Here is a 19,553-nt window from a genome sequence, read left to right as displayed (position 1 = left end):
CGGCCAGCGTGGCTCCTTGTAGGCGATCTGGACACCGTCGAGCCGACCGCCGAGGTCCAGCAGTTGGTTGTTGGACATCTCGGCCAGGGTTGCCTCGTCGGGCTCTTGCATCCCGGTTCCCTTGTCGGTGTCCGACCCGCTCATGATCGCGCCCCGATCCACAGCGCCAGCCCGATGGCGGCGACCATGCCGATGATCCACATCGCCATGCCCTCGGGTGCGGGACCAAATCCACCGAGGCCGTATCCGCCCGGCTGGCGCTCCTCGGCGACCGTCCGTACGTAGGCGATGATGTCCTTCTTGGCTTCGAAGGAGAGCTGGCGGTCGGAGAACTTCGGCATGTTCTGCGGGCCGGTGAGCATCGCGTCGAGGATTTGCTGTTCGTTGGCCGGTCCTAAGTCAGGGGCGAACTTGCCGGACGACAGTGCTCCACCCTTGCCGGTGAAGTTGTGGCACGAGGCGCAGTTGAGGCGGAACAGGTCGCCGCCGCGGCCCAGGTCGGTGCCGCGCAGCGATTGCATCGCCAGGCTGCCGTCGGGGTTGCGGGTCACCATCGGACCGCCGCCTATCGACTGCACATAGGTGCCGATCGCGTCGATCTGGGACTCGTCGAAGATCGGATCCTTACGTGGGGCTTGGGCTTCACCGCGCATGGCCGGCATCCGTCCGGTGGACACCTGGAAGTAGACGGCCGCTTCGCCGACACCGATCAGGCTCGGTCCGTGGTCGGGCACGCCCTGCAGGCTGGCACCGTGGCAGGACACGCACGAGGTGTCGAACAGCTGCTTGCCGGTCCGCAGCAGCGCCTCCGAGGACTGGTCGGCCACCGCCACCTGCGGGGTGGGGGTGAGGACCGCGGCTATCCCCCCTGCGACGGTCAGGGCTATCAGCAGCAGCAGGCCACCCGACAGGCGACGCTGTAGCCGCCGCCGGGAACGCTGACTGCGCCGGCTCTGCGGCGCGCTGGCACGCGGCTTACGGCCACGGGATCGGGTGAATCCCAGATTTTTCAACCGATCACTCCTGTCGTTCCTGTTTGGGCCTGTAGGGGACCGCCGGTTCATCGGATGAAATAGATCACCGTAAACAGCGCGATCCAGACGATGTCGACGAAATGCCAGTAGTAGGAGACGACGATGCTGGCGGTCGCCTGCGCGGGGGTGAACTTGCTCATCGTGGTGCGGGCCAGCAGGAAGATGAACGCGATCAGACCGCCGGTGACGTGCAGCCCGTGGAAACCGGTGGCCAGATAGAACACGGTGCCGTAGGCGCTGCCGGGGATCGTCGTGCCGTGCGACACCAGGTGGTAGTACTCGTAGGCCTGGCCAAGGATGAAGAACAGCCCCATGAAGAACGTGATCACGTACCAGCGGCGGAGACCGAAGACGTCGCCGCGTTCGGCCGCGAACACGCCCATCTGGCAGGTGAACGACGACGCAATCAACACCAGAGTCACCGGCACGGCCTGGTAGAGATTCAGCTCGGTCGGCGGCGGCGGCCACTTCCCGCCGGACTGAGCGCGCGCGGTGAAGTACATCGCAAACAGGCCAGCAAAGAACATCAGCTCGCTGGAAAGCCAAACTATGGTGCCGACGCTGACCATGTTGGGGCGATTCAGCGAATGCACCCGCGACGTGATCGCAGTACCCGAAGTCCCCACAGCGCTCGTCACATCCGCAAGTATGACGCTTTGTAGTTGTCGAACTCTACCCGGGGCGCAAATTCAGTTGGCCCGCGTGTTGGCGCGCGGCGACTTCGCGCTCTTTGGGGAACACCACGACGAACGGTGGTGCCCGTGGGACCATCGGCGCGTGGCCATGTCGTCGGATGCTGCTCCCGCCGCGGCCCCGTCGTGGCCGAAGTTGCTGGGCAGGCTGACCGACCGTCAGGACCTGGCTCGGGGGCAGGCCGCCTGGGCGATGGACCAGATCATGACCGCCGCCGCCACACCGGCCCAGATCGCCGCGTTCGCGGTGGCCATGAAGATGAAGGTTCCGACCGCTGCCGAAGTCGGCGAGCTGGCCGACGTCATGCTCAGCCACGCGCGGCCGATGCCCGGCGAGGCGATCCCAGACGACGCCGTGGACATCGTTGGCACCGGCGGCGACGGCCTCAACACCGTCAATTTGTCCACTATGGCCTCGATCGTGGCGGCCGCCGCGGGCGTACCGGTGGTCAAACACGGCAACCGTGCGGCGTCCTCGTTGTCCGGGGGTGCCGACACGCTGGAGGCACTTGGCGTGCGCATCGATCTCGGGCCTGACCAGGTCGCCCGCAGCCTCGCCGAGGTCGGGATCGGGTTCTGCTTTGCGCCGCAGTTCCATCCCTCGTACCGGAACGCGTCGGCTGTGCGGCGTGAGATCGGCGTGCCAACGGTGTTCAATCTCCTTGGGCCGCTTACCAATCCGGCGAGGCCGCGAGCCGGATTGATCGGCTGCGCGTTCGCCGACCTTGCCGAGGTGATGGCCGGGGTGTTCGCTGCGCGCCGCTCGAGCGTGCTGGTGGTGCACGGTGACGACGGGCTCGACGAGCTGACCACCACGACGACGAGCACGATCTGGCGGGTGCAGGCCGGCACGGTGGACAGGCTCAAGTTCGATCCCGCCGGGTTCGGCTTCGCGCGTGCCGATCTGGCGGAGCTGATCGGCGGCGACGCGCAGGCCAACGCGGCCGAAGCGCGCGCGGTGCTGGCGGGGGCGCGGGGCGCGGTTCGAGACGCGGTGGTGCTCAACGCGGCTGGCGCGATCGTCGCGCACGCCGGGCTATCCAGCCGCGCTGAATGGTTGCCGGCGTGGGAGGACGGGTTGGCGCGGGCCAGCGCTGCCCTCGACACCGGAGCGGCCGAACAGCTGCTCGCGCGATGGGTGCGGTTCGGCCAGCAGCTCTGAGTCCCAGTCCCGCACGGCTTGTTCGCCGGCCAGCCGGGCAGAGCGTGCCGAGGCCGCCCACGCCGCCCAGGCGCCGGCAGACCGCAGCGGTGATGCCCAGCCCTCCTCAGCGACCGAGACGATGCGCACCCCCGGTGCGGCCAGCCAGCGCGCAATGAGTGCCGTCTCCTCGACCATCGCGCCGCCGAGCGGTGCCGTCGTCGGCAACACCGCCTGGGCGCCGGCCCGCAGTGCCTCGATCACCGGCATGGGCGGCACCCCTCGGCCGGCGTTGCCCGCAGCGGCGAGCCGACCGTGTCGGATGACGGCGAACTGGTAGCCGCTCTTGCCTTCTGTCCTGTCCGGTTTAGCTGCGATCAGCTCCGGCAGCGCGGACAGCGCGCGCAGCCGTTGGGAGCGCCACAGCGCCTCGATAGCGGCGGCGGTGTGGTCACGCAGCCGCGCGGCGCTCTCGTAGCGGCCAAGCCCGGCCAGCGCGGTCACCTGATCCACCGCCGCTCTCAACGGGGCGTTGTCCAGCCCGTCTATCAGGTCAGCGACGCGCGCCACCGCCGCCGCGTACTGGGTGGGCGTCACGCCGCGGGCGGCGGGGCAGGGCGACACCTCCAGCTCGGGGCAGCCCGGGCCGTGCAGCGCCGAACGGGCCAGCCGCGTGGTGCACGTTCGGAGCCCGGCGAAGCGCGCCAGCAGGGCCGCCGTCTCCGCGGCGTCGGCGCGGCACCGAAACGGACCCACGGCCCGGTCGTGCCGCGGCGCGCGGACCACCGCCAGGCGCGGAAACGCTTCGTCGGTCAAGGCCACCCACCACCAACGGTGCGGGAATCTGGACCGCCGGTTGTACGGCGGGGCATGTGCGGCCAGCAGCCGCAGTTCCCGGACGCCGGCTTCCAAAGAATGCGCGCATTCGACGTGGTCGACGCAGCCGGCCAGCGCGACCATCTCCTTCATCCGGCCGCGCGGGTCGCTGCCGTTGAAGTACTGACTTACCCTGCGCCGCAAGTCAATTGCGGTGCCCACGTAGAGGACTTCACCGGAGGCCGCACGGAACAGGTAGACGCCCGGCCGGTGTGGCAGCTGCTCTGCGAGCACCCGCTTGCGGCGTTGAGCCGGCGTGACATCGGGCAGATACGAGCGCAGTTCGGCGTAGGTGTGGATGCCCTGGTTGCCGACTCGCTCGATGAGTGCATGCAACACATCGACGGTGGCGCGGGCGTCGTCGAGGGCGCGGTGGGTGGGCTGAGTGGCGACGGTGAACAGCCGGGCCAGGGCGGCCAGCCGCACGCTGGGGGCCTCCTCGCGGGACAGCACACGGCGCGCCAGCCGGACCGTACACAGCACGCGTGGCCGCGGCCAGCTGATGTCGCAGCGCTGCGCGGCGGCTCGCAGGAACCCGACGTCGAACCCAGCGTTGTGAGCGACCAGGACGGCGTCACCGGCGAACTCGAAAAACATCGGCAGCACGGCCTCGATGGTCGGCGCGTCGCACACCATCGCGGTCGTAATGCCGGTGAGCTGCACGATCTGCGGGGGGATGCTGCGCTGCGGGTCCACCAGGGTGGCGAACTCGCCGAGCACGACGCCGCCGAGGACCTTGACCGCCCCAATCTCGGTGATGGCGTCGGGGGCCGCTCCCGGGGCGCCGCGCGCGCGTCCGCCAGTGGTTTCCAGGTCCACCACCACGAAGGTGGTCTCCCGCAACGACGCCTCTTCGGCCGCGTCGAGCCCCGCAAAACTCAGCTGAGTCGCGCCCGTCGTCGCCATGGCCGTGACGTTATTCAGCCGGACCGACACCCACCGGTTCCCACGCCGCGGGTACTTGTCGGCGCCTGCCGCTAGCGTTGCGACCGATCGACCGAGCGAGCCGGACGAAGAGAGGATTGACCCGCATGTCCATGTCGCACAGCAGCGGAGCCGACAGCAAGGGCGTCGCGGATCCCGCTCCCGGGGGATCGGTGGTGATCGATTGTGACGACTGCGCGGTGCGCGGTCCGGGATGTCGCGACTGTGTCGTCAGCGTGCTACTCGGGGTGCCCGAAACCCTCCTGCACGACGAGCGTGCCGCGCTCGAAGTGCTCGCCGAGGTAGGTTTGGCGCCGAGATTGCGTCTTGTCCCCATTCATCGCCACAAAAGTTCTGGTGTAGCCTGATTGCGGCGTGCGCCAAAACCCCTGGAACGCAAGGATATTCGTGGTTTCACAGAGATATGACAGAAATCTTTCTATTTTCTTAACGATCCGCTTTGGACAAACGCCGATATCGTTTCGTAACCTGTTTGAGACCTAAACCCCAGCTGGACCGCAATGCGTCTGTCGCGGTTCACGGCCGTTTAAGGAAGCAAATCTTGAAGTTCGACCGTAGGCATCCGGTTGCGCGTTTCATCACGTGTTCTCTCGTCGGGGCGGTAGCGGGCTTCGCGGTGTTATCGGGTGTTCTTTCCGCGAACGTGGTCGCCGATCCTGCCGAGGACGCCATAGCAAAACTCAACGAGCTGTCCCGCCAGGCCGAGCAGACCACCGAGGCGATGCACAGCGCCCAATTGGACTTGAACGCGAAGCTGGCAGTCCAGCAGGCGGCCGACAAGAAGCATGGGGATGACCAGGCCAGCGTGGACGCCGCCAAGGCGAAGCTGGCCATGTTCCAGACCGCGGTCAACAAGCTCGCCGCCGCGACGTACATGGGTGGTGCGACCGACGGCATGCAGGCCATGCTGACGGCGCCGTCGCCGCAGGGACTGATCGACAAGCTGACCGTCCAGCGGGTGATGGCACATCAGATGTCCGCGCAGATGGCGAGCTTCCGGGCCGCTCAGGAAGCGGCCGCCAAGGCCGAGCAGGAGTCCGCCCGGTCCGCTGCCGAAGCCAAGTCCGCCGCCGACAAGGCCGCCGAGGTGGCGGCCGGCCTGCAGCACAAGCAGAGCCAGTTGCAGGTGCAGATCGCCGTCGTCAAATCGCAGTACCTGGCGTTGACGCCGGATCAGCGCACCGCACTCGCCGCCCCCGGGCCGGTTCCCGCGGGCGCACCGGCCGGCGCCCCGCCGGAGGGCCTGCCACCGGGCACGCCACCAGGTGAGGCTCTGCCCGGGGCGCCGGGAGAGGCCCCGCCCGCCGGCGGACTGCCCGGCTTCGTGCCACCGCCCGGCGGGTTGCCCGGCTTCATGGCGCCACCGGGCGGTAGCGGGGACCGTGCGCAGGTCGTGCAGGCGGCGTTGACCCAGATCGGTACGCCGTATCAGTGGGGCGGTGCCGGACCCGGTGGATTCGACTGCTCCGGCTTGGTGATGTGGGCCTTCCAGCAGGCCGGTATCTCGCTGCCGCACTCGAGCCAGGCTCTGGCGCAGGGCGGTCAACCGGTTGATCTGTCAGACCTGCAGCCCGGTGACGTGCTGACCTTCTATTCCGACGCATCACATGCCGGCATCTACGTCGGCGACGGCATGATGATCCATTCCTCCACCTATGGCGTGCCGGTGCGGGTGGTGCCGATGAACTCGTCCGGCCCGATCTACGACGCCCGCCGCTACTGACAGCCTCGACGCCAGCCGGTTTCACCGGTGGCGGACGATGCTGCTGGCCTGTGTCTTTGTCGTTGAGCTGACGGTGGCCGCGGCTGTGGCGGCGCATCCGCAGCACCCTCGCGTCGCCGCGACGCCACTGGTTGTGCGTGATCGCACGGTACGGCTGGTCAACCTGGGTGGGCCAAGCAGCGAGCGGGTGGTGGCCGGCGTCGCGGCGAACATCGGCACCGCCGTCGACAAAGTTGAGTCCTTCTGGGGTGGCGATTGGTCGCCCGTTATTTCGGTGGTCGCCGCGGGATCTGACGATCAGTTTCGTGCAGCTGCCGGCGGAGGATCGGCGGCGCAGTGGGCCGATATCGCGGCCGTGACCGTCGTCGACCGCATCGACACCGCACACCGGGTGGTGCTGGGGGAGCGGATCGTCTTCGCGCCAGGTGCAGCCCGCATGAGTGACTCAGCGCTGCGAATTGTGTTGACACACGAGCTTTTTCATTACGCCGCGCGCGCCGACACCGCCCTGGATGCACCGCGCTGGCTTACCGAAGGCGTCGCCGACTTCGTGGCCCGGCCTAGCACGGCGCTGCCTGCCGACGCGGTAGGGGCGGCACGGCAATTGCCGTCGGACACCGACCTGGACACTCCCGGGTCGCAGCGGTCGCTGGCGTACGACCGTGCGTGGTGGTTCGTCCGCTTCGTCGCCGACACCTATGGGGCAGCCAAGTTGCGTGCGTTCTATCGCGCCGCATGCGGTGTCGGGCACACCGACTGGCTGACCGCGGCGCGTGGCACGCTGGGCATCGATTCGGCCGGCCTGCTCGCGGGGTGGAAGCGCTGGATGGCGGGGTAACTGTTGCCGCGAGAAGACGCAAAAGCACCCATTTCGTGCCGGTTTTGGGTGACTTTGCGTCTGCTCGCGCAAGGACGCGCGGGTCCGACCGGATAGCCTGACGCACGTGAGTCGGGTCCTGCTGGTAACCAACGACTTTCCGCCCCGACGCGGCGGCATCCAGTCCTACCTGGGCGATTTCGTCGGCCGGCTGGTGGACGGCGGTGAGCACACCGTGACGGTGTACGCGCCGCAATGGAAGGGCGCCGACGCCTTCGACGAGGCCGTCAGCTACCCGGTGGTGCGGCATCCCGGCACGCTGATGCTGCCCGTCCCCGCCGTCGATAACCGAATGCGCCGGATGATCGCCGAGCACCGCGTCGATACCGTCTGGTTCGGCGCGGCGGCGCCGTTAGCGTTGCTGGCGCCGCGTGCCAGGCAGGCCGGCGCCAAACGGGTGCTGGCCAGCACGCACGGACACGAGGTGGGCTGGTCGATGCTGCCCATCGCGCGGTCGGTGCTGCGAAGCATCGGCGACAACACCGACGTGGTGACCTTCGTGAGCAACTACACGCGGTCCCGGTTCGCACCGGCCTTCGGACCCGGCGCGGCACTGGAACATCTGCCGCCCGGGGTGGATAGCCATCGGTTCCGCCCGGATCCGGCGGCCCGTGACGAGCTGCGTACGCGCTACGGCCTGGGCGCGCGGCCCACCGTGGTGTGCCTGTCCCGGCTGGTGCCGCGTAAAGGGCAGGACATGCTGGTCCGGGCGATGCCGTCGATCCGGCGGCGCGTCGACGGCGCGGCACTGGTGATAGTCGGCGGTGGTCCGTATTCGGACGCGCTGCACAAGCTGGCCGGCGAGTGTGGTGTGGCCGGCGACGTGACGTTCACCGGCGGCGTGCCGGGCGATGAACTGCCCGCCCACCATGCGTTGGCCGACGTGTTCGCCATGCCCTGCCGCACCCGCGGCGCGGGAATGGACCTCGAGGGCCTGGGGATCGTCTTCCTGGAAGCCTCGGCCACCGGTGTGCCGGTGATCGCCGGCCGCTCAGGCGGCGCCCCGGAGACGGTGCAGCACAACAAGACTGGGTTGGTGGTCGACGGTCGCTCGGTGGACCAGATCGCCGACGCCGTCACCCAATTGCTGTCCGACCGCGACCGGGCCGCCGCGATGGGCGCCGCCGGCCGGGAGTGGGTGACCTCCCAATGGCGCTGGGACACGCTAACAGCGCGGCTGGGCGACCTGCTGCGCGCTTAGCCCGATGCCGACCGGAAACTCTTAAGGTCAGTCTTTTTCGTAGATCGCCTCGATGTCGGCGGCGAATTTCTCGGCCACCACGTTGCGCTTGACCTTCATGGTCGGCGTCAGCTCACCGGTGTCCTCGGTGAAGTCGACCGGCAGGATGCGGAACTTGCGGATCGACTCCGCATGTGACACCTGCTGATTTGCCTGCTTGACCGCCGCGTCTACCTCGGCGACCAGGTCGGGGTCGGTGGCCAGGTCACCCACCGACGCGTCGGTGCCCTTGTGGTTGCGCTGCTTCCAGCCGTCAAATGCCTCAGGGTCGATGGTGATTAGCGCGCCGATAAACGGTTTGGCATCCCCGACGACCATCGCTTGGCTGATCAGTGGGTGCGAGCGCAACTGGTCCTCCAGGACGGCGGGTGCGACGTTTTTGCCGCCCGCGGTGACGATCAACTCCTTTTTGCGGCCCGTGATCGTCAAGAAGCCGTCCTCGTCGACCGAGCCGAGATCGCCGGTCCTGAACCAGCCGTCGGTGAAGGCCTCCTCTGTGGCCTGCTCGTTGTGCCAATAGCCGCCGAACACCACGCCCCCGCGTACCAACAGCTCTTTATCGTCGGCGATACGTAAGCCGTTGCCCGGCACCAGCTTTCCGACGGTCCCGATCTTCAGCGCTTTGATCTGGTTGACGGTGACGGCGGCGCTGGTCTCGGTCAGCCCGTAGCCCTCGTAGATGGTCACCCCGGCGCCGCGGAAGAAGTGGCCCAGCCGTGCGCCCAGCGGCGCGCCGCCCGAGACGGCCGCATGGCAATCGCCCCCCAGGGCCGCCCGCAGCTTCTGGTACACCAGTCGGTCGAACACGGCATGCTTTGCGCGCAACAGCAGCCCGGGACGGCCACCGTCATCGTGGGCCCGGCTCCAGTCGACGGCGGTCTGCACGGCGGTCTTGAAGACCGGGCCTTTGCCGTCGTTGGAGGCGTTCTGCTCGGCGGTGTTGTACACCTTTTCGAAAATCCGTGGCACCGACACCACCACCGTCGGTTTGAACACCGCGAGCATCGGCAGCAGGTTCTTGATGTCGCTGGTAAACCCGACCGTCACCTTGCAGGCGTATGCGGACAACGTCAGGGCCCGGGCCAGCACGTGGGCCAACGGCAGGAACACCAGCAGCCGCTGGCCCTCGCCCAGCAGCGTCGGCAGGCACTCCTGCGTGCCCCGGATCTCGTGCAGCAGGTTGGAGTGTGTGAGCTGGCAGCCCTTGGGCCGACCCGTGGTGCCCGAGGTATAGATCAGGGTCGCCGGGTCATCAGCACGCAGCGCGTCGAGCCGGGCCGTCAACTCGCTCTCGTCGACCGACGCGCCCTGCTCGGCGAGCTGGTCGAGCGCCTTGGGCCCCGCGCCATTGATGTGCAGCACCCGGCGCAGCGCGGGCAGTTCGCCGGTGAGCTCCGTGACCATCGCCGCGTGGGCATCGGTCTCCGCGCACGCCAACACGGCTTCGGAGTTCTGTAGCACCCAGCGCACCTGCTCGGCCGACGAGGTCTCGTAGATCGGCACGGTGACCGCACCCACGGACAGGATCGCCAGGTCGAGGATCGCCCACTCGTAACAGGTCGCCGAGAAGATGGCCACCCGGTCACCGGCCTGCACCCCCATCGCAATCAGACCCAGTGCCGCAGAACGGATTTGGCCTGCCGCCTCGGCGCACGTGACGTCAGTCCACTCGCCGTCGATCTGGCGCTGGTAGATCACGAAGTCGGGGCAATTGCGCTCGTGCTCGAAAACGGCGGCGGCGACGTTGTCGTGCTCGTTGACGGAAAAGCGGGCGGGAACACTGTACTGGCGCACTTCTTTGACCTCGCTTGACCTAGTGAGAGGGTTGCTGCAAACCAGCCTAATGTGCGTATTTCTCCAGCACGGAGACGGTCCTGCGGGTCAGCGGCTCGGTACCTGGAGGCGGGCGGCCCGGATCCGAATCCCGAATGCATACGAGAGTCTCGAAGGTATGTCTCAGCCGGAGGCCGACAATCGGCGTAGTGAGATACCGGCTCCGACGGACGGTGGTCGCCCCTTCGACGACGGTAGCGAAAGTTGGCCTCGCAGATACGTATCCAGGCGGGTATGTGAAGCTGTGGCGATGAACAGCATCCAGGTCGCCGACGAGACGTACGTCGCCGCCGCTGGCGCACGCGTCGGCGCCGCCGTCGCCGACCGGTCCAGCTGGCGCCGCTGGTGGCCCGATCTGCATCTGAAGGTCGTGGAGGATCGCGCCGAAAAGGGGATCAGGTGGACGGTGACCGGCGCGCTGACCGGCACCATGGAGGTCTGGCTGGAACCCGTGCAGGACGGCTTGGACGGGGTGGTCCTGCACTATTTTCTGCACGCCGAGCCGACCGGAGCAGCCGCCTGGCAGCTGGCAAAGATGAACCTGGCCAAAATGACGCACCGGCGACGGGTTGCGGGTAAAAAAATGGCCTTCGAACTGAAAACGACCCTGGAACGGTCCCGCCCGGTCGGAGTTTCTCCGGTAGTTTAACCGGGTCAAGGTTTGGTACGAGTACCGTTTCTGCCGGGAGGCCGGGCGCTCCCGCAGGAGCCGGGGTCGACCCGCTTGCAGGGGGAGTGGGGCCCGCTTGCAAGGGAGAGGGATAAGCCAGGTGGCTGAGAAGACGACGCAGACGATCTACATCGATGCCGATCCGGCGACGGTGTTGGAAGTGATCGCGGATATCGACTCCTACCCGGATTGGATATCGGAATACAAGGAAGCCGAAGTGCAGCAAACAGGCGACGACGGCTATCCGAAAGTCGTGCGGTTTGTGATGGACGCCGGCGTCCTCAAGGACACCTTGGTCATGTCCTACGTGTGGCCAGAAGACCACAAGTCGCTGTCTTGGACGCTGGTTTCCAGCTCGCTGCTGCGCTCGCTTAACGGCACATATCGCTTGGCGCCCAAGGGCTCTGGCACCGAAGTCACTTACGAACTGGCAGTCGACCTGGCCGTCCCGATGCTCGGTTTGCTCAAACGTAAGGCTGAGCGCAGGTTGACCGACACTGCTTTAAAGGATCTGAAGAAACGAGTCGAGGGCTGAGTGATTCCAGTGAATTCCTGGCATCCGCCCCGGCCCGGATCAGTCTCTTCGTCGGTAAGGGCGGGGTAGGAAAATCCACCCTGGCGTCGGCGACCGCGGTCTGTGATGCCAGTGCGGGTCAGCGGGTGTTGGTGGTCTCCACCGACCAGGCGCATTCGTTAGGCGACGTGCTGGGCATCGCGGTGCCGCCGACAGGCGGGGGTGATCCCGTTCGCGTGCTGGCCGATGACCCGGACACCGGCGGTGGCTTTCTCGATGCGCTCGCGTTGGACACCCTGGCCCTGCTGGAGGATCGGTGGCGTGAGGTCGTCGACACTCTGGATCGGCAATTTCCCAACTCCGAGTTGAGCATCATTGCGCCCGAAGAACTTTCGGCGCTGCCCGGTGTCCAGGAAGTGCTCGGGCTGCATGCGGTCGGCGAACTCGCGGCCGCCGGGCGGTGGGATCGCATCGTGGTGGACTGCGCGTCGACCGCGGATGCGTTGCGGATGCTGACCCTGCCGGCCACCTTCGGGCTGTACGTGGAACGGGCCTGGCCGCGGCATCGCAGGCTTTCCGTCGCCGCCGACGATTCCCGGTCGGGGGCGGTGGTGGAGCTGCTGGAGCGAGTCAGCGACAGTGTCGGTGCGCTCAGCGCCGTGCTCACCGACGCTGCCCGGGTGACCGCGCACCTGGTGTTAACCCCCGAGCGGGTGGTCGCGGCCGAGGCAGTGCGCACGCTTGGTTCTCTGGCGCTGATGGGCGTGCGCGTCGAGGAACTGATCGTCAATCAGGTCCTGGTGCGAGACGAGTCGTACGAGTACCACAACCTGCCCGACCACCCAGCCTTCTACTGGTATGCCGAGCGGATCTCCGAGCAACGAGCCGTCCTTGACGAACTCGACGCCGCCATCGGTGACATTGAGCTGGTCATGACGCCGCACATGGCCGGCGAGCCCATCGGCCCCAAGGCGCTGGGCGAATTGCTCGACAGCGCCCGTCGTCGCCGCGGCGCGGCGCCTCCCGGCCCACTGCGCCCTATCGTGGACCGGGAATCCGGGTCCGGGCTGGAGTCGGTATATCGTCTGCGGCTAGCGTTGCTCCAGGTCGATCCCGGGACGTTGACGCTCGGTCGGGTCGACGACGACCTGATCATCGGCGCCGGCGGCATGCGGCGCAGGGTCCGGTTGGCGTCCGTGCTGCGGCGATGCACAGTGTTAGACGCAAATCTGCGGGGTAGTGAACTAACAGTTCGTTTCAGACCAGATCCGGAGGTGTGGCCAAAGTGAGTGGGGCACATCCCGATATTGGTACCGAGTTGCGCAGGCTCGCCCAGGCGATCCTGAGCGGGATCGATCCCGCGGTGCGATCGGCGGCCATGTTGGCATCCGGCGCGGGCGTCGGCACCGGCAAGTGCCAGCAGGTGTGGTGTCCGGTGTGTGCGCTGGCCGCTGTGGTGACGGGCGAACAGCATCCGTTGGTAACCATCATCGCCGACCACAGCGTGGCCCTGCTGGACGTGATCCGCGCGATGGTCGACGACATCAACCGTTCAGCCGATCAACCGCCCGACGGCCCACCCGGCGGCGGTCCCAGCAACGGGGACACGCCGCCCGAAACGAATGGTAAGACTCGCTACCAGCCGATCCCGGTCACTGTCGAAGAGTGATCCCTGGGTCCAGCCGCGTCGAGGTGGTCCCGTCCGTCGCAGATGGGTACAGTTGGCGCTGACGCCGTTGGGTGCGCGGGTGAGAGGGAGGGGCCATGTGGTACTGGCTATTCAAGTACATTCTCCTGGGCCCGCTGCTGTCCGTGCTCGGTCGCCCGAAAGTTGAAGGCCTGCAATATGTTCCGAGTTCTGGTCCGGCGATCCTGGCCAGCAATCACCTGGCGGTCATGGATAGCTTTTTTCTTCCTTTGGTGGTGCGTCGCCGAATTACGTTTCTTGCCAAAGCCGAATACTTCACCGGCACAGGGCTGAAGGGCTGGTTCAGCCGGTGGTTCTTCACCGCCGTCGGCCAAGTACCGATCGACCGCAGCGATGCCGACGCCGCTCAAGCCGCACTCGACACTGCCGAGCGGGTGTTGGGCGAGGGCAAGTTATTGGGCATGTATCCCGAGGGCACCCGCTCGCCGGACGGCAGGCTGTACAAGGGCAAGACCGGATTGGCGCGGCTGGCCCTGCAGACGGGCGTTCCGGTGATCCCGGTCGCGATGATCGGGACCAACGTCGTCAACCCGCCGGGTACCTCGAGGTTGCGATTCGGGCGCGTCACCGTGCGATTCGGCAAGCCGATGGACTTCTCACGTTTCGAGGGCTTGGAAGGCAACCGCTTCATCGAGCGCGCCGTCACCGACGAGGTGATTTACGAACTGATGGGGTTGTCCGACCAGGAGTACGTCGACATCTACGCGGCGACCGTCAAGGACCAGGGCAACCCAGCGGCCGACGCCGCGCGCATTCCCGAGACGGCCGCCGGTTAGCCGACGGTATCGTGACCGACTGGTCCCACGAACCTTGCCGAGATCAAGTCCCGATGAACGTCACGTGGCGGCCGACAGCGTCGTCAGCTCCGGCGTGGGCGACGTCTGCGCGGTCACCCTCGACCGGATGGTGAGTCCGGCGGCGACGATCACGGCCAGCGCCCACCACACGTAGGACATCCCGACGAGTTGACGCCACCACACCGCGGTCCACTCTTTGTGCTTTGGAAGCAAATCGATCGGGCTCCACCTCATCACCGCGATGCCGGCAACACACAGCACCGCCAGCGCGATATTGCGCCGTCGCCAGCCCAAGACCCCCGTCACCAGCAGCGTGGGGAGCACCCATACCCAATGGTGCGACCAGGACACCGGTGAGACCAACAGCCCGAAGAGGGCCACGCAAATAACCGCCAGCACCGGCTCGCCGGCTTGCAGCACGCGTCGCATCGCCCATACGGTCGCGGCCAGCACGACCAGCGCCCCAACCAGCCACAGCACGAAACGTTCGTGTTCCCCCAGCCCGGTCCGGGCGAGTGCGCCCGCGATGTTCTGGTCGGTGTTGAGTGCTGCCGAACCAATCCGGTCGGTGTGGTGCACCGTGGTAGTCCAATACTCCAAAGAGTCGCTCCAGGCCAAGGCGAAACCGATCAGCGTCCCAGCCGCGAAAGAGGCCAGCGTGGTCAGTGCCGCGCGGTTGTCGCGACGCACCAGGAAGTAGAGCAGAAACACCGCGGGTGTGAGTTTCAGCGCTATTGCCAAGCCCATCAGCAGCCCGCGTGGCCACGGCGTGTGCCGCGGAACGCAGTCGGCGATCACGAGCATCATCAGGACCACGTTGATCTGGCCATAGGCGAAGTTCGAGCTGATGGGCTCAAGCCAGATCGACGCCGGCACCACGATGACCACGCTCAGCCACAGCCGGCGCAACCAGGCCGGACCGGACAGCACTGTCGAGGTGGCCCACACGTCAAGCCGGGTCAGCACGATGTCCGTCGAGACAACCAACAACACCAAGCTCAACACCGTGATCGCGACGCTCGCGGCCGGCATGTGCAACCAGGCGAACGGGCAGAAGACGATCGCGGCCAGTGGGGGATAGGTGAAGGGCAGATCCACGATCGGCGTGTGGAACATCACGTCGCCGGCATACAGCGGATGCCCGTCCAGCCAGGCTTGAGCACCCATCTGATAGACGTCGATGTCGACGCGGTAGGGGATGTGACCGAACAACTGCAGTGCCAGCCAGCACAGCGCAGCGGCGGCGACCAGCCACAGGAGGCACCACAGCAACCGTTGTGCGGGTCGACTGCTCGCTATGCGCCCCCGCCATTTACTCATTTCGCAAAACAGCGTAACGGTGTTCGTTGGCCGCCCGCGTAGCGCGGGGCTCCTCCCGACGCGACAGCGACTGATGCGCCCGGCTGTGATTTGCAACGATGCTGGGCCGTTAATATGCGCCTGCGTATCCAAGCAGGACCGACCCAGCAGGCTTTTGGGACAAGGAGGGGCGATGGTAGATGTCGAGCCGTCTACGCCGTTGCCCCACCGCCTGGATGCGCACCCCGACACGGGCCCATCTGATCGCGGCGGTCATCTGGCTCCCGAATCACCGCGGCTGCCCGGGAGTCTCGCGCTGCGCCGCTGCCGGCGTCTGCGGCGCGCGGCGCCGATGGGTGGCGTGGTTGCGGTGCTGGGCGTTGGTGCGGTGCTCCGGCTTTCCTTCCACGGCGCGATCGAGTGGAAGCGCGACGAGCAATGGACGTATTCGCACGCCCAGGAGATGGCGGGGCATGCCGGCAGCTGGCCGGCGATCGGCATGCCGAGCAGCATTGGTCCACCGAACCCAGGCATGAGCCTTTGGATCTTCTCCGGGCTGTTCCGACTGTTCGGCGTCCACTCGCCGCCGGACCTGGCAGCCGCGGTGCAGGTAATGAACGTGCTAGCGCTCGTCGCCTTCGCAGTGTTCGTCCTCGTTGCCGTGCCGAGGGCGCGGCGCGAACCGTGGTTGTGGGCGCTGGGGCTTTGGGCGGCCAATCCGGTGGCGGTCATTTTGGAACGCAAGATCTGGCCGCCGAGCGTGCTGCCGCTGCCGATGGTCGGCATCTTGGCGGCGTGGTGGTATCGCAAACATCCCGCCGGGGCCTTTGCCTGGGGGCTGGTCGGCGCGCTGATGACACAGGTGCACATGGGCGTGGCCTTCCTGGTGCTCGCGCTCGCCGTCTGGACGCTGGTGCACGACCGCGGCGCCTTTCCGTGGCCGGGTTGGCTGGCCGGCAGCGTTTTGGGCGCCCTGCCGGCGATCCCGTGGGGGCTGGCGGTGCTCGGCCATCGCGGCGGGCACGCCCATCTCAGCGCGCCCTCGGCAAATTTCTACGGGAATTGGTTCACGCAGTTCTTCGGCATTGGGACCCAGTACACCTTGGGCAAGCACGATTTCATCGACTTTCTTGCCGGGCCGCGCGTCGGTGGCTTCACGACCTATGCACTGGGAGCCATCGAGGTGGTGCTCGTCGGCGTGGCGCTTGTGGTGCTGGCACGCGCGGTCCGCGCTGCGCTCGGGACCGCTCGCCCGGCCCTGGGGACGATCCTGCTCGGACACAGCCGCGAGACGCTGCTGATCGCGTCGGCATTCTTCGGCTACGGAGGCGTGCTCACGGTGATCACTTTTTCTGGCGCGGACTCCTATCGCCACTACTTGATAGTCATCGTGCCGATCGTCGCCCTCTGGACGGCGATGACGGTGTTGTGGGGCGACCGCGGCGCGGCGCGGCCGTGGGGGCGGCCGATCTTGGTGGTCCTGGTCGTCCTGCAGGCGGCGATGAGCTTCGGCCTTCTCGCGTACATCAACCACAAGGGCGTCATCACCGGCGACTTCGGTACCAGCTGGCGCCTCTAGCTCGCCTGTGCGATCGCCGCGGGGTTGATGGTCGGCGACCCGCTGCGACCGGCTTCGCCGCTCTTGCGATCGCCGATAGGCTGGCCCCCGATGCGCAAAGCCGAGTTAGCTAAACGATGGATATTGTGGTGCGGTTGGCGGCTGCTTCAAGCGGCCGGTCTCGTCGCCATGATCATCTTGGCGTATCGAATGTTCGGGTTCGACCACCGGCCAATTTATCGGCTTGACTTCGACGTATACCGCATGGGCGCGCGGGCGTGGCTGAAAGGTATCGAGCTCTATGGCCCCACCGGCTCTAACAAATTCGTCACCGAACTTGGCACCCCTTTGGCATTTACGTATCCGCCGATCGCCGCAATCATCTTCAGCGTATTCACGATAATGTCGCTGCCCACGGCGAGCGCTCTCTTCACGGCGATTACTTTGGTGCTTCTGCTGTACGCGGTGTATCTGGTGCTCGATTCGCTGGAGGTCTGGCCGCAATGGGCGGTCACTCGGGAGTCCTCGGCCGTACGGCGCGGATGGCTGGCGTTGACAATCACCGGGTTCGCCTCGTTGCATCTAGAGCCGATCTGGTCGAACTTCGGGTATGGCCAGATCAACGTCGTAATCATGACGTTGGCCCTCGCGGACTGTTTGCCGCGACGGACACTGCTGCCTCGCGGGATCCTGCTTGGGATAGCGATTGCCCTCAAGCTCACTCCCGCGGTATTCCTCCTTTATTTCCTCACCAAGCGGGATTGGCGCGCGGCCCGAACCGCCGTCGTCTCATTCGGTGCCGCGACCGCTGTGGGTTTTGCACTTGCATGGCGTGATTCGATCGACTTTTGGACGGGCACCGTCACCAGGACCGCGGGCCGGCTAACCGACCTCAGACTCAACACCAACCAGAACATCCTGAGTTTCCTTGCCCGGCAAGCCCTCCCGGACGCCTTGCGCGGACCGCTGTGGTTGTTGCTCAGCGTCCTGGTGTTGGTTCTGGTGGTATGGGCCGTGCGACATGCTGTCGCGGCCGGATACGACGCATTCGGCGTCGCGTGCGCGGCGTTGCTTGCGCTGCTGATATCACCCGTGTCGTGGTCGCACCACTGGGTATGGGTAGTGCCGGTCTTGATTTCGACGACAGTTGTCGGCTACCGGGAACGTAATCTCGTCCTGCTGGCCGTCAGCGCGATAGGAGTAGCGGTCACCAAATGGTCGCAGATTAAAGTGCTGCCGTCGGGTCATGAATGGTCGGCTCCATGGCGGCTGCAATTGCTGGGCACTTCGTATGTGTGGTGGGCGTTGGCCGTGATCGTGACAATCGGCCTGACGGTCCGGCGGCGAGCCGATTCACCAATTACCTCCGCAGCAGCCGGGTCTGACGACGTCGGCGACACCGACCGCCGCTTCACTCTCGCGTCGTTTCGTGGTCGTCGCGTTGCTCCGCTGGTTCCCGCGCCCGAGGACGCGTGAGAAGCGCCACGACGGCCAACGTCGCAGCAACCGCGGAAGTGCGCAAGAGTTCGTGCGGGAAAACCAGCGTTCGCCATCCCTGCAGGCTCGTGATCACCGCGAGGCCGATCAAGGTGGCGTCGAAGACGGCGTAGAGCCGAAGCGCGACGACGGCTCCGAGCAGAATCAGCAGCGCCGTCGCGACGAGAACCGGCGGCGCCAAGGTGCCGATTTCCGATTGCTCGAAGTTGCCATTCGTCTCCATCCACGCCAGGTCGAGCGCATCGCGCCAGCCGGAAAACGGTCCGCCAAGGTTGCCCGGCTCGTACGACCACGGCCAGGTGTGCAGGCGCGAATGAACGTAGAGATACCACAGGGACAACGCGGCGGGTCCCGCGAGAATCGCGACAAGCTTTATCGACCAACGTTTGTCGCGTTCCCGGCTCTTGGCGTAACGCGCGACCTCCCATCCGAGCAGGCCAACGGGAACCGCGATGTACTGCTCTTTGTCCAAACAGGTGACCGCGATCAATACCGCGGCGACGGTGAATCGTCCACGCAGCCAGCTCACAAAGGAAAGACAAATCAGTGCCGCGCCAACCGTTTCGGTGGTGTCTACCGTGGCCGCGTACAGCAGCCCCGGGCTGACGGCAGGCACGAGACCCACCCATGCGGACTTGCTGTAACTCAGCGCAAGCTGGCTGAAGCCCCACCCCGCGCCGGCCAAACCGAGCAAGCTTAGCACCACGAGCGCCAGCGGCACCGCGCCGGCGTTGCCGAAACTCAGCGCGCTGGCTAACCAGCCGTGCACCGGGTGGCCGTAGCGGTAGGCGGCCTGATCGATCAGAGTGTGGGCGCTTCGCAGCAGCACTGGGTCGCGCGCGATCGCGTAGTAATACGTGCCGTCGTAGTGCCGGGGCGGGGTCACCAGGTCGAACCGTGGGTCGCTCTGGCGAGCCAGCGGTGCAATTCCGTCGTTGGCTGCGATCCCGACGAGCGCCGTCAGACTCACATGGCCGTTCTGTGCGGCGAAAATGCTGAGGCCACCGGCGCACGCCGCCGCGACCCCGCAACACGCGCTGCGCATACGATCCGAGACACCGATCGCCGTTACCAGTCGCAGCACCGGGGAAATCTTGCCACCCTTCGGATCGGTACAGCCTTGACTAGCGCGGCTTCCGCCGTGTCCGG

At 66.6% G+C, this 19,553-nt stretch carries 17 protein-coding genes and 2 pseudogenes; 12 read left to right on the top strand and 7 right to left on the bottom strand.

Features of this window, described 5'->3' with window-relative positions; translation table 11 throughout:
- The 3 genes and pseudogenes from JO236_RS07660 to JO236_RS07650 all read right to left on the bottom strand — a co-directional run.
- Positions 1-144: pseudogene (locus tag JO236_RS07660) on the bottom strand (menaquinol-cytochrome C reductase); the annotation flags it as partial.
- A complete protein-coding gene (locus JO236_RS07655; protein ID WP_293326880.1) occupies positions 141-1,013 on the bottom strand; it encodes a cytochrome c in 873 nt (290 codons plus the stop codon). The pseudogene JO236_RS07660 and the gene JO236_RS07655, both read right to left, overlap by 4 nt.
- A 47-nt stretch (positions 1,014-1,060) precedes the next feature.
- Complete coding sequence (locus JO236_RS07650; protein ID WP_293326878.1) at positions 1,061-1,672, bottom strand: cytochrome c oxidase subunit 3; 612 nt, start codon at positions 1,670-1,672, stop codon at positions 1,061-1,063.
- A 145-nt stretch (positions 1,673-1,817) separates the two neighbouring features.
- Here JO236_RS07650 and trpD point away from each other — a divergent pair, with 145 nt between their 5' ends.
- Positions 1,818-2,888 carry an anthranilate phosphoribosyltransferase gene (gene trpD / locus JO236_RS07645; protein WP_293326897.1) on the top strand — a complete coding sequence of 357 codons (1,071 nt, stop codon included), beginning with the start codon at positions 1,818-1,820 and terminating at the stop codon, positions 2,886-2,888.
- On the opposite strand, the pseudogene JO236_RS07640 reads toward trpD, so the two are convergent.
- Positions 2,826-4,649: pseudogene (locus JO236_RS07640) on the bottom strand (DEDD exonuclease domain-containing protein); the annotation flags it as partial. The gene trpD and the pseudogene JO236_RS07640 sit on opposite strands and share 63 nt — an antisense overlap.
- Positions 4,650-4,780: 131 nt before the next feature.
- Here JO236_RS07640 and JO236_RS07635 point away from each other — a divergent pair.
- The 4 genes from JO236_RS07635 to pimB all read left to right on the top strand — a co-directional run bounded on the left by JO236_RS07635 (position 4,781) and on the right by pimB (position 8,489).
- On the top strand, positions 4,781-5,035 hold the full coding sequence (locus tag JO236_RS07635) for a hypothetical protein (protein ID WP_293326895.1): 255 nt from the start codon (positions 4,781-4,783) through the stop codon (positions 5,033-5,035).
- Positions 5,036-5,229: 194 nt separating this feature from the next.
- The gene (gene ripC / locus JO236_RS07630) at positions 5,230-6,411 is read left to right on the top strand and encodes a peptidoglycan hydrolase RipC (RefSeq protein ID WP_293326876.1); all 1,182 of its coding nucleotides are present in this window, start codon (positions 5,230-5,232) and stop codon (positions 6,409-6,411) included.
- A gap of 40 nt (positions 6,412-6,451) precedes the next feature.
- Complete coding sequence (locus JO236_RS07625) at positions 6,452-7,249, top strand: hypothetical protein (protein WP_293326893.1); 798 nt, start codon at positions 6,452-6,454, stop codon at positions 7,247-7,249.
- Positions 7,250-7,355: 106 nt separating this feature from the next.
- The gene (pimB, locus tag JO236_RS07620; protein ID WP_293326873.1) at positions 7,356-8,489 is read left to right on the top strand and encodes a GDP-mannose-dependent alpha-(1-6)-phosphatidylinositol monomannoside mannosyltransferase; all 1,134 of its coding nucleotides are present in this window, start codon (positions 7,356-7,358) and stop codon (positions 8,487-8,489) included.
- 27 nt (positions 8,490-8,516) lie between these two features.
- On the opposite strand, the gene JO236_RS07615 is transcribed toward pimB, so the two are convergent.
- Positions 8,517-10,322 (bottom strand): AMP-dependent synthetase/ligase, encoded by a 1,806-nt coding sequence (locus tag JO236_RS07615; protein ID WP_293326871.1) that lies wholly within the window; start codon positions 10,320-10,322, stop codon positions 8,517-8,519.
- A 289-nt stretch (positions 10,323-10,611) separates the two neighbouring features.
- Between JO236_RS07615 and JO236_RS07610 the strand changes: the two genes are divergently transcribed.
- The 5 genes from JO236_RS07610 (at position 10,612) to JO236_RS07590 (ending at position 14,029) form a co-directional block, all read left to right on the top strand.
- Entirely contained in the window at positions 10,612-11,010 is a 399-nt protein-coding gene (locus tag JO236_RS07610) for a polyketide cyclase / dehydrase and lipid transport (RefSeq protein WP_293326869.1), read from the top strand.
- A 121-nt stretch (positions 11,011-11,131) separates the two neighbouring features.
- The gene (locus JO236_RS07605; RefSeq protein WP_293326867.1) at positions 11,132-11,566 is read left to right on the top strand and encodes an SRPBCC family protein; all 435 of its coding nucleotides are present in this window, start codon (positions 11,132-11,134) and stop codon (positions 11,564-11,566) included.
- A gap of 17 nt (positions 11,567-11,583) precedes the next feature.
- Positions 11,584-12,834 (top strand): ArsA family ATPase, encoded by a 1,251-nt coding sequence (locus JO236_RS07600; RefSeq protein WP_293326890.1) that lies wholly within the window; start codon positions 11,584-11,586, stop codon positions 12,832-12,834.
- Positions 12,831-13,214 (top strand): hypothetical protein, encoded by a 384-nt coding sequence (locus tag JO236_RS07595; RefSeq protein WP_293326865.1) that lies wholly within the window; start codon positions 12,831-12,833, stop codon positions 13,212-13,214. Before JO236_RS07600 ends, JO236_RS07595 begins: the two co-directional genes overlap by 4 nt.
- A 95-nt stretch (positions 13,215-13,309) precedes the next feature.
- The gene (locus JO236_RS07590; protein ID WP_293326863.1) at positions 13,310-14,029 is read left to right on the top strand and encodes a lysophospholipid acyltransferase family protein; all 720 of its coding nucleotides are present in this window, start codon (positions 13,310-13,312) and stop codon (positions 14,027-14,029) included.
- A 60-nt stretch (positions 14,030-14,089) separates the two neighbouring features.
- Here JO236_RS07590 and JO236_RS07585 read toward each other — a convergent pair whose 3' ends face one another.
- Positions 14,090-15,370, bottom strand: a complete 1,281-nt coding sequence (locus tag JO236_RS07585; RefSeq protein ID WP_293326861.1) for a glycosyltransferase 87 family protein — start codon at positions 15,368-15,370, stop codon at positions 14,090-14,092.
- A 172-nt stretch (positions 15,371-15,542) separates the two neighbouring features.
- Here JO236_RS07585 and JO236_RS07580 point away from each other — a divergent pair, with 172 nt between their 5' ends.
- Together JO236_RS07580 and JO236_RS07575 are read left to right on the top strand one after the other, a co-directional pair.
- Complete coding sequence (locus JO236_RS07580) at positions 15,543-16,928, top strand: hypothetical protein (protein ID WP_293326859.1); 1,386 nt, start codon at positions 15,543-15,545, stop codon at positions 16,926-16,928.
- A 168-nt stretch (positions 16,929-17,096) separates the two neighbouring features.
- Positions 17,097-18,383 carry a glycosyltransferase family 87 protein gene (locus JO236_RS07575; protein WP_293326857.1) on the top strand — a complete coding sequence of 429 codons (1,287 nt, stop codon included), beginning with the start codon at positions 17,097-17,099 and terminating at the stop codon, positions 18,381-18,383.
- On the opposite strand, the gene JO236_RS07570 is transcribed toward JO236_RS07575, so the two are convergent.
- Complete coding sequence (locus JO236_RS07570; RefSeq protein ID WP_293326854.1) at positions 18,319-19,488, bottom strand: hypothetical protein; 1,170 nt, start codon at positions 19,486-19,488, stop codon at positions 18,319-18,321. The two genes, JO236_RS07575 and JO236_RS07570, sit on opposite strands and share 65 nt — an antisense overlap.
- Positions 19,489-19,553 lie beyond the last annotated feature (65 nt).

Origin of the sequence: Mycobacterium sp., from assembly GCF_019247635.1 — a bacterium.
Taxonomy (GTDB): Bacteria; Actinomycetota; Actinomycetes; order Mycobacteriales; family Mycobacteriaceae; genus Mycobacterium.
Note: the sequence above shows the minus strand (reverse complement) of the source record. Positions and strands in the feature narration are given on the sequence as shown.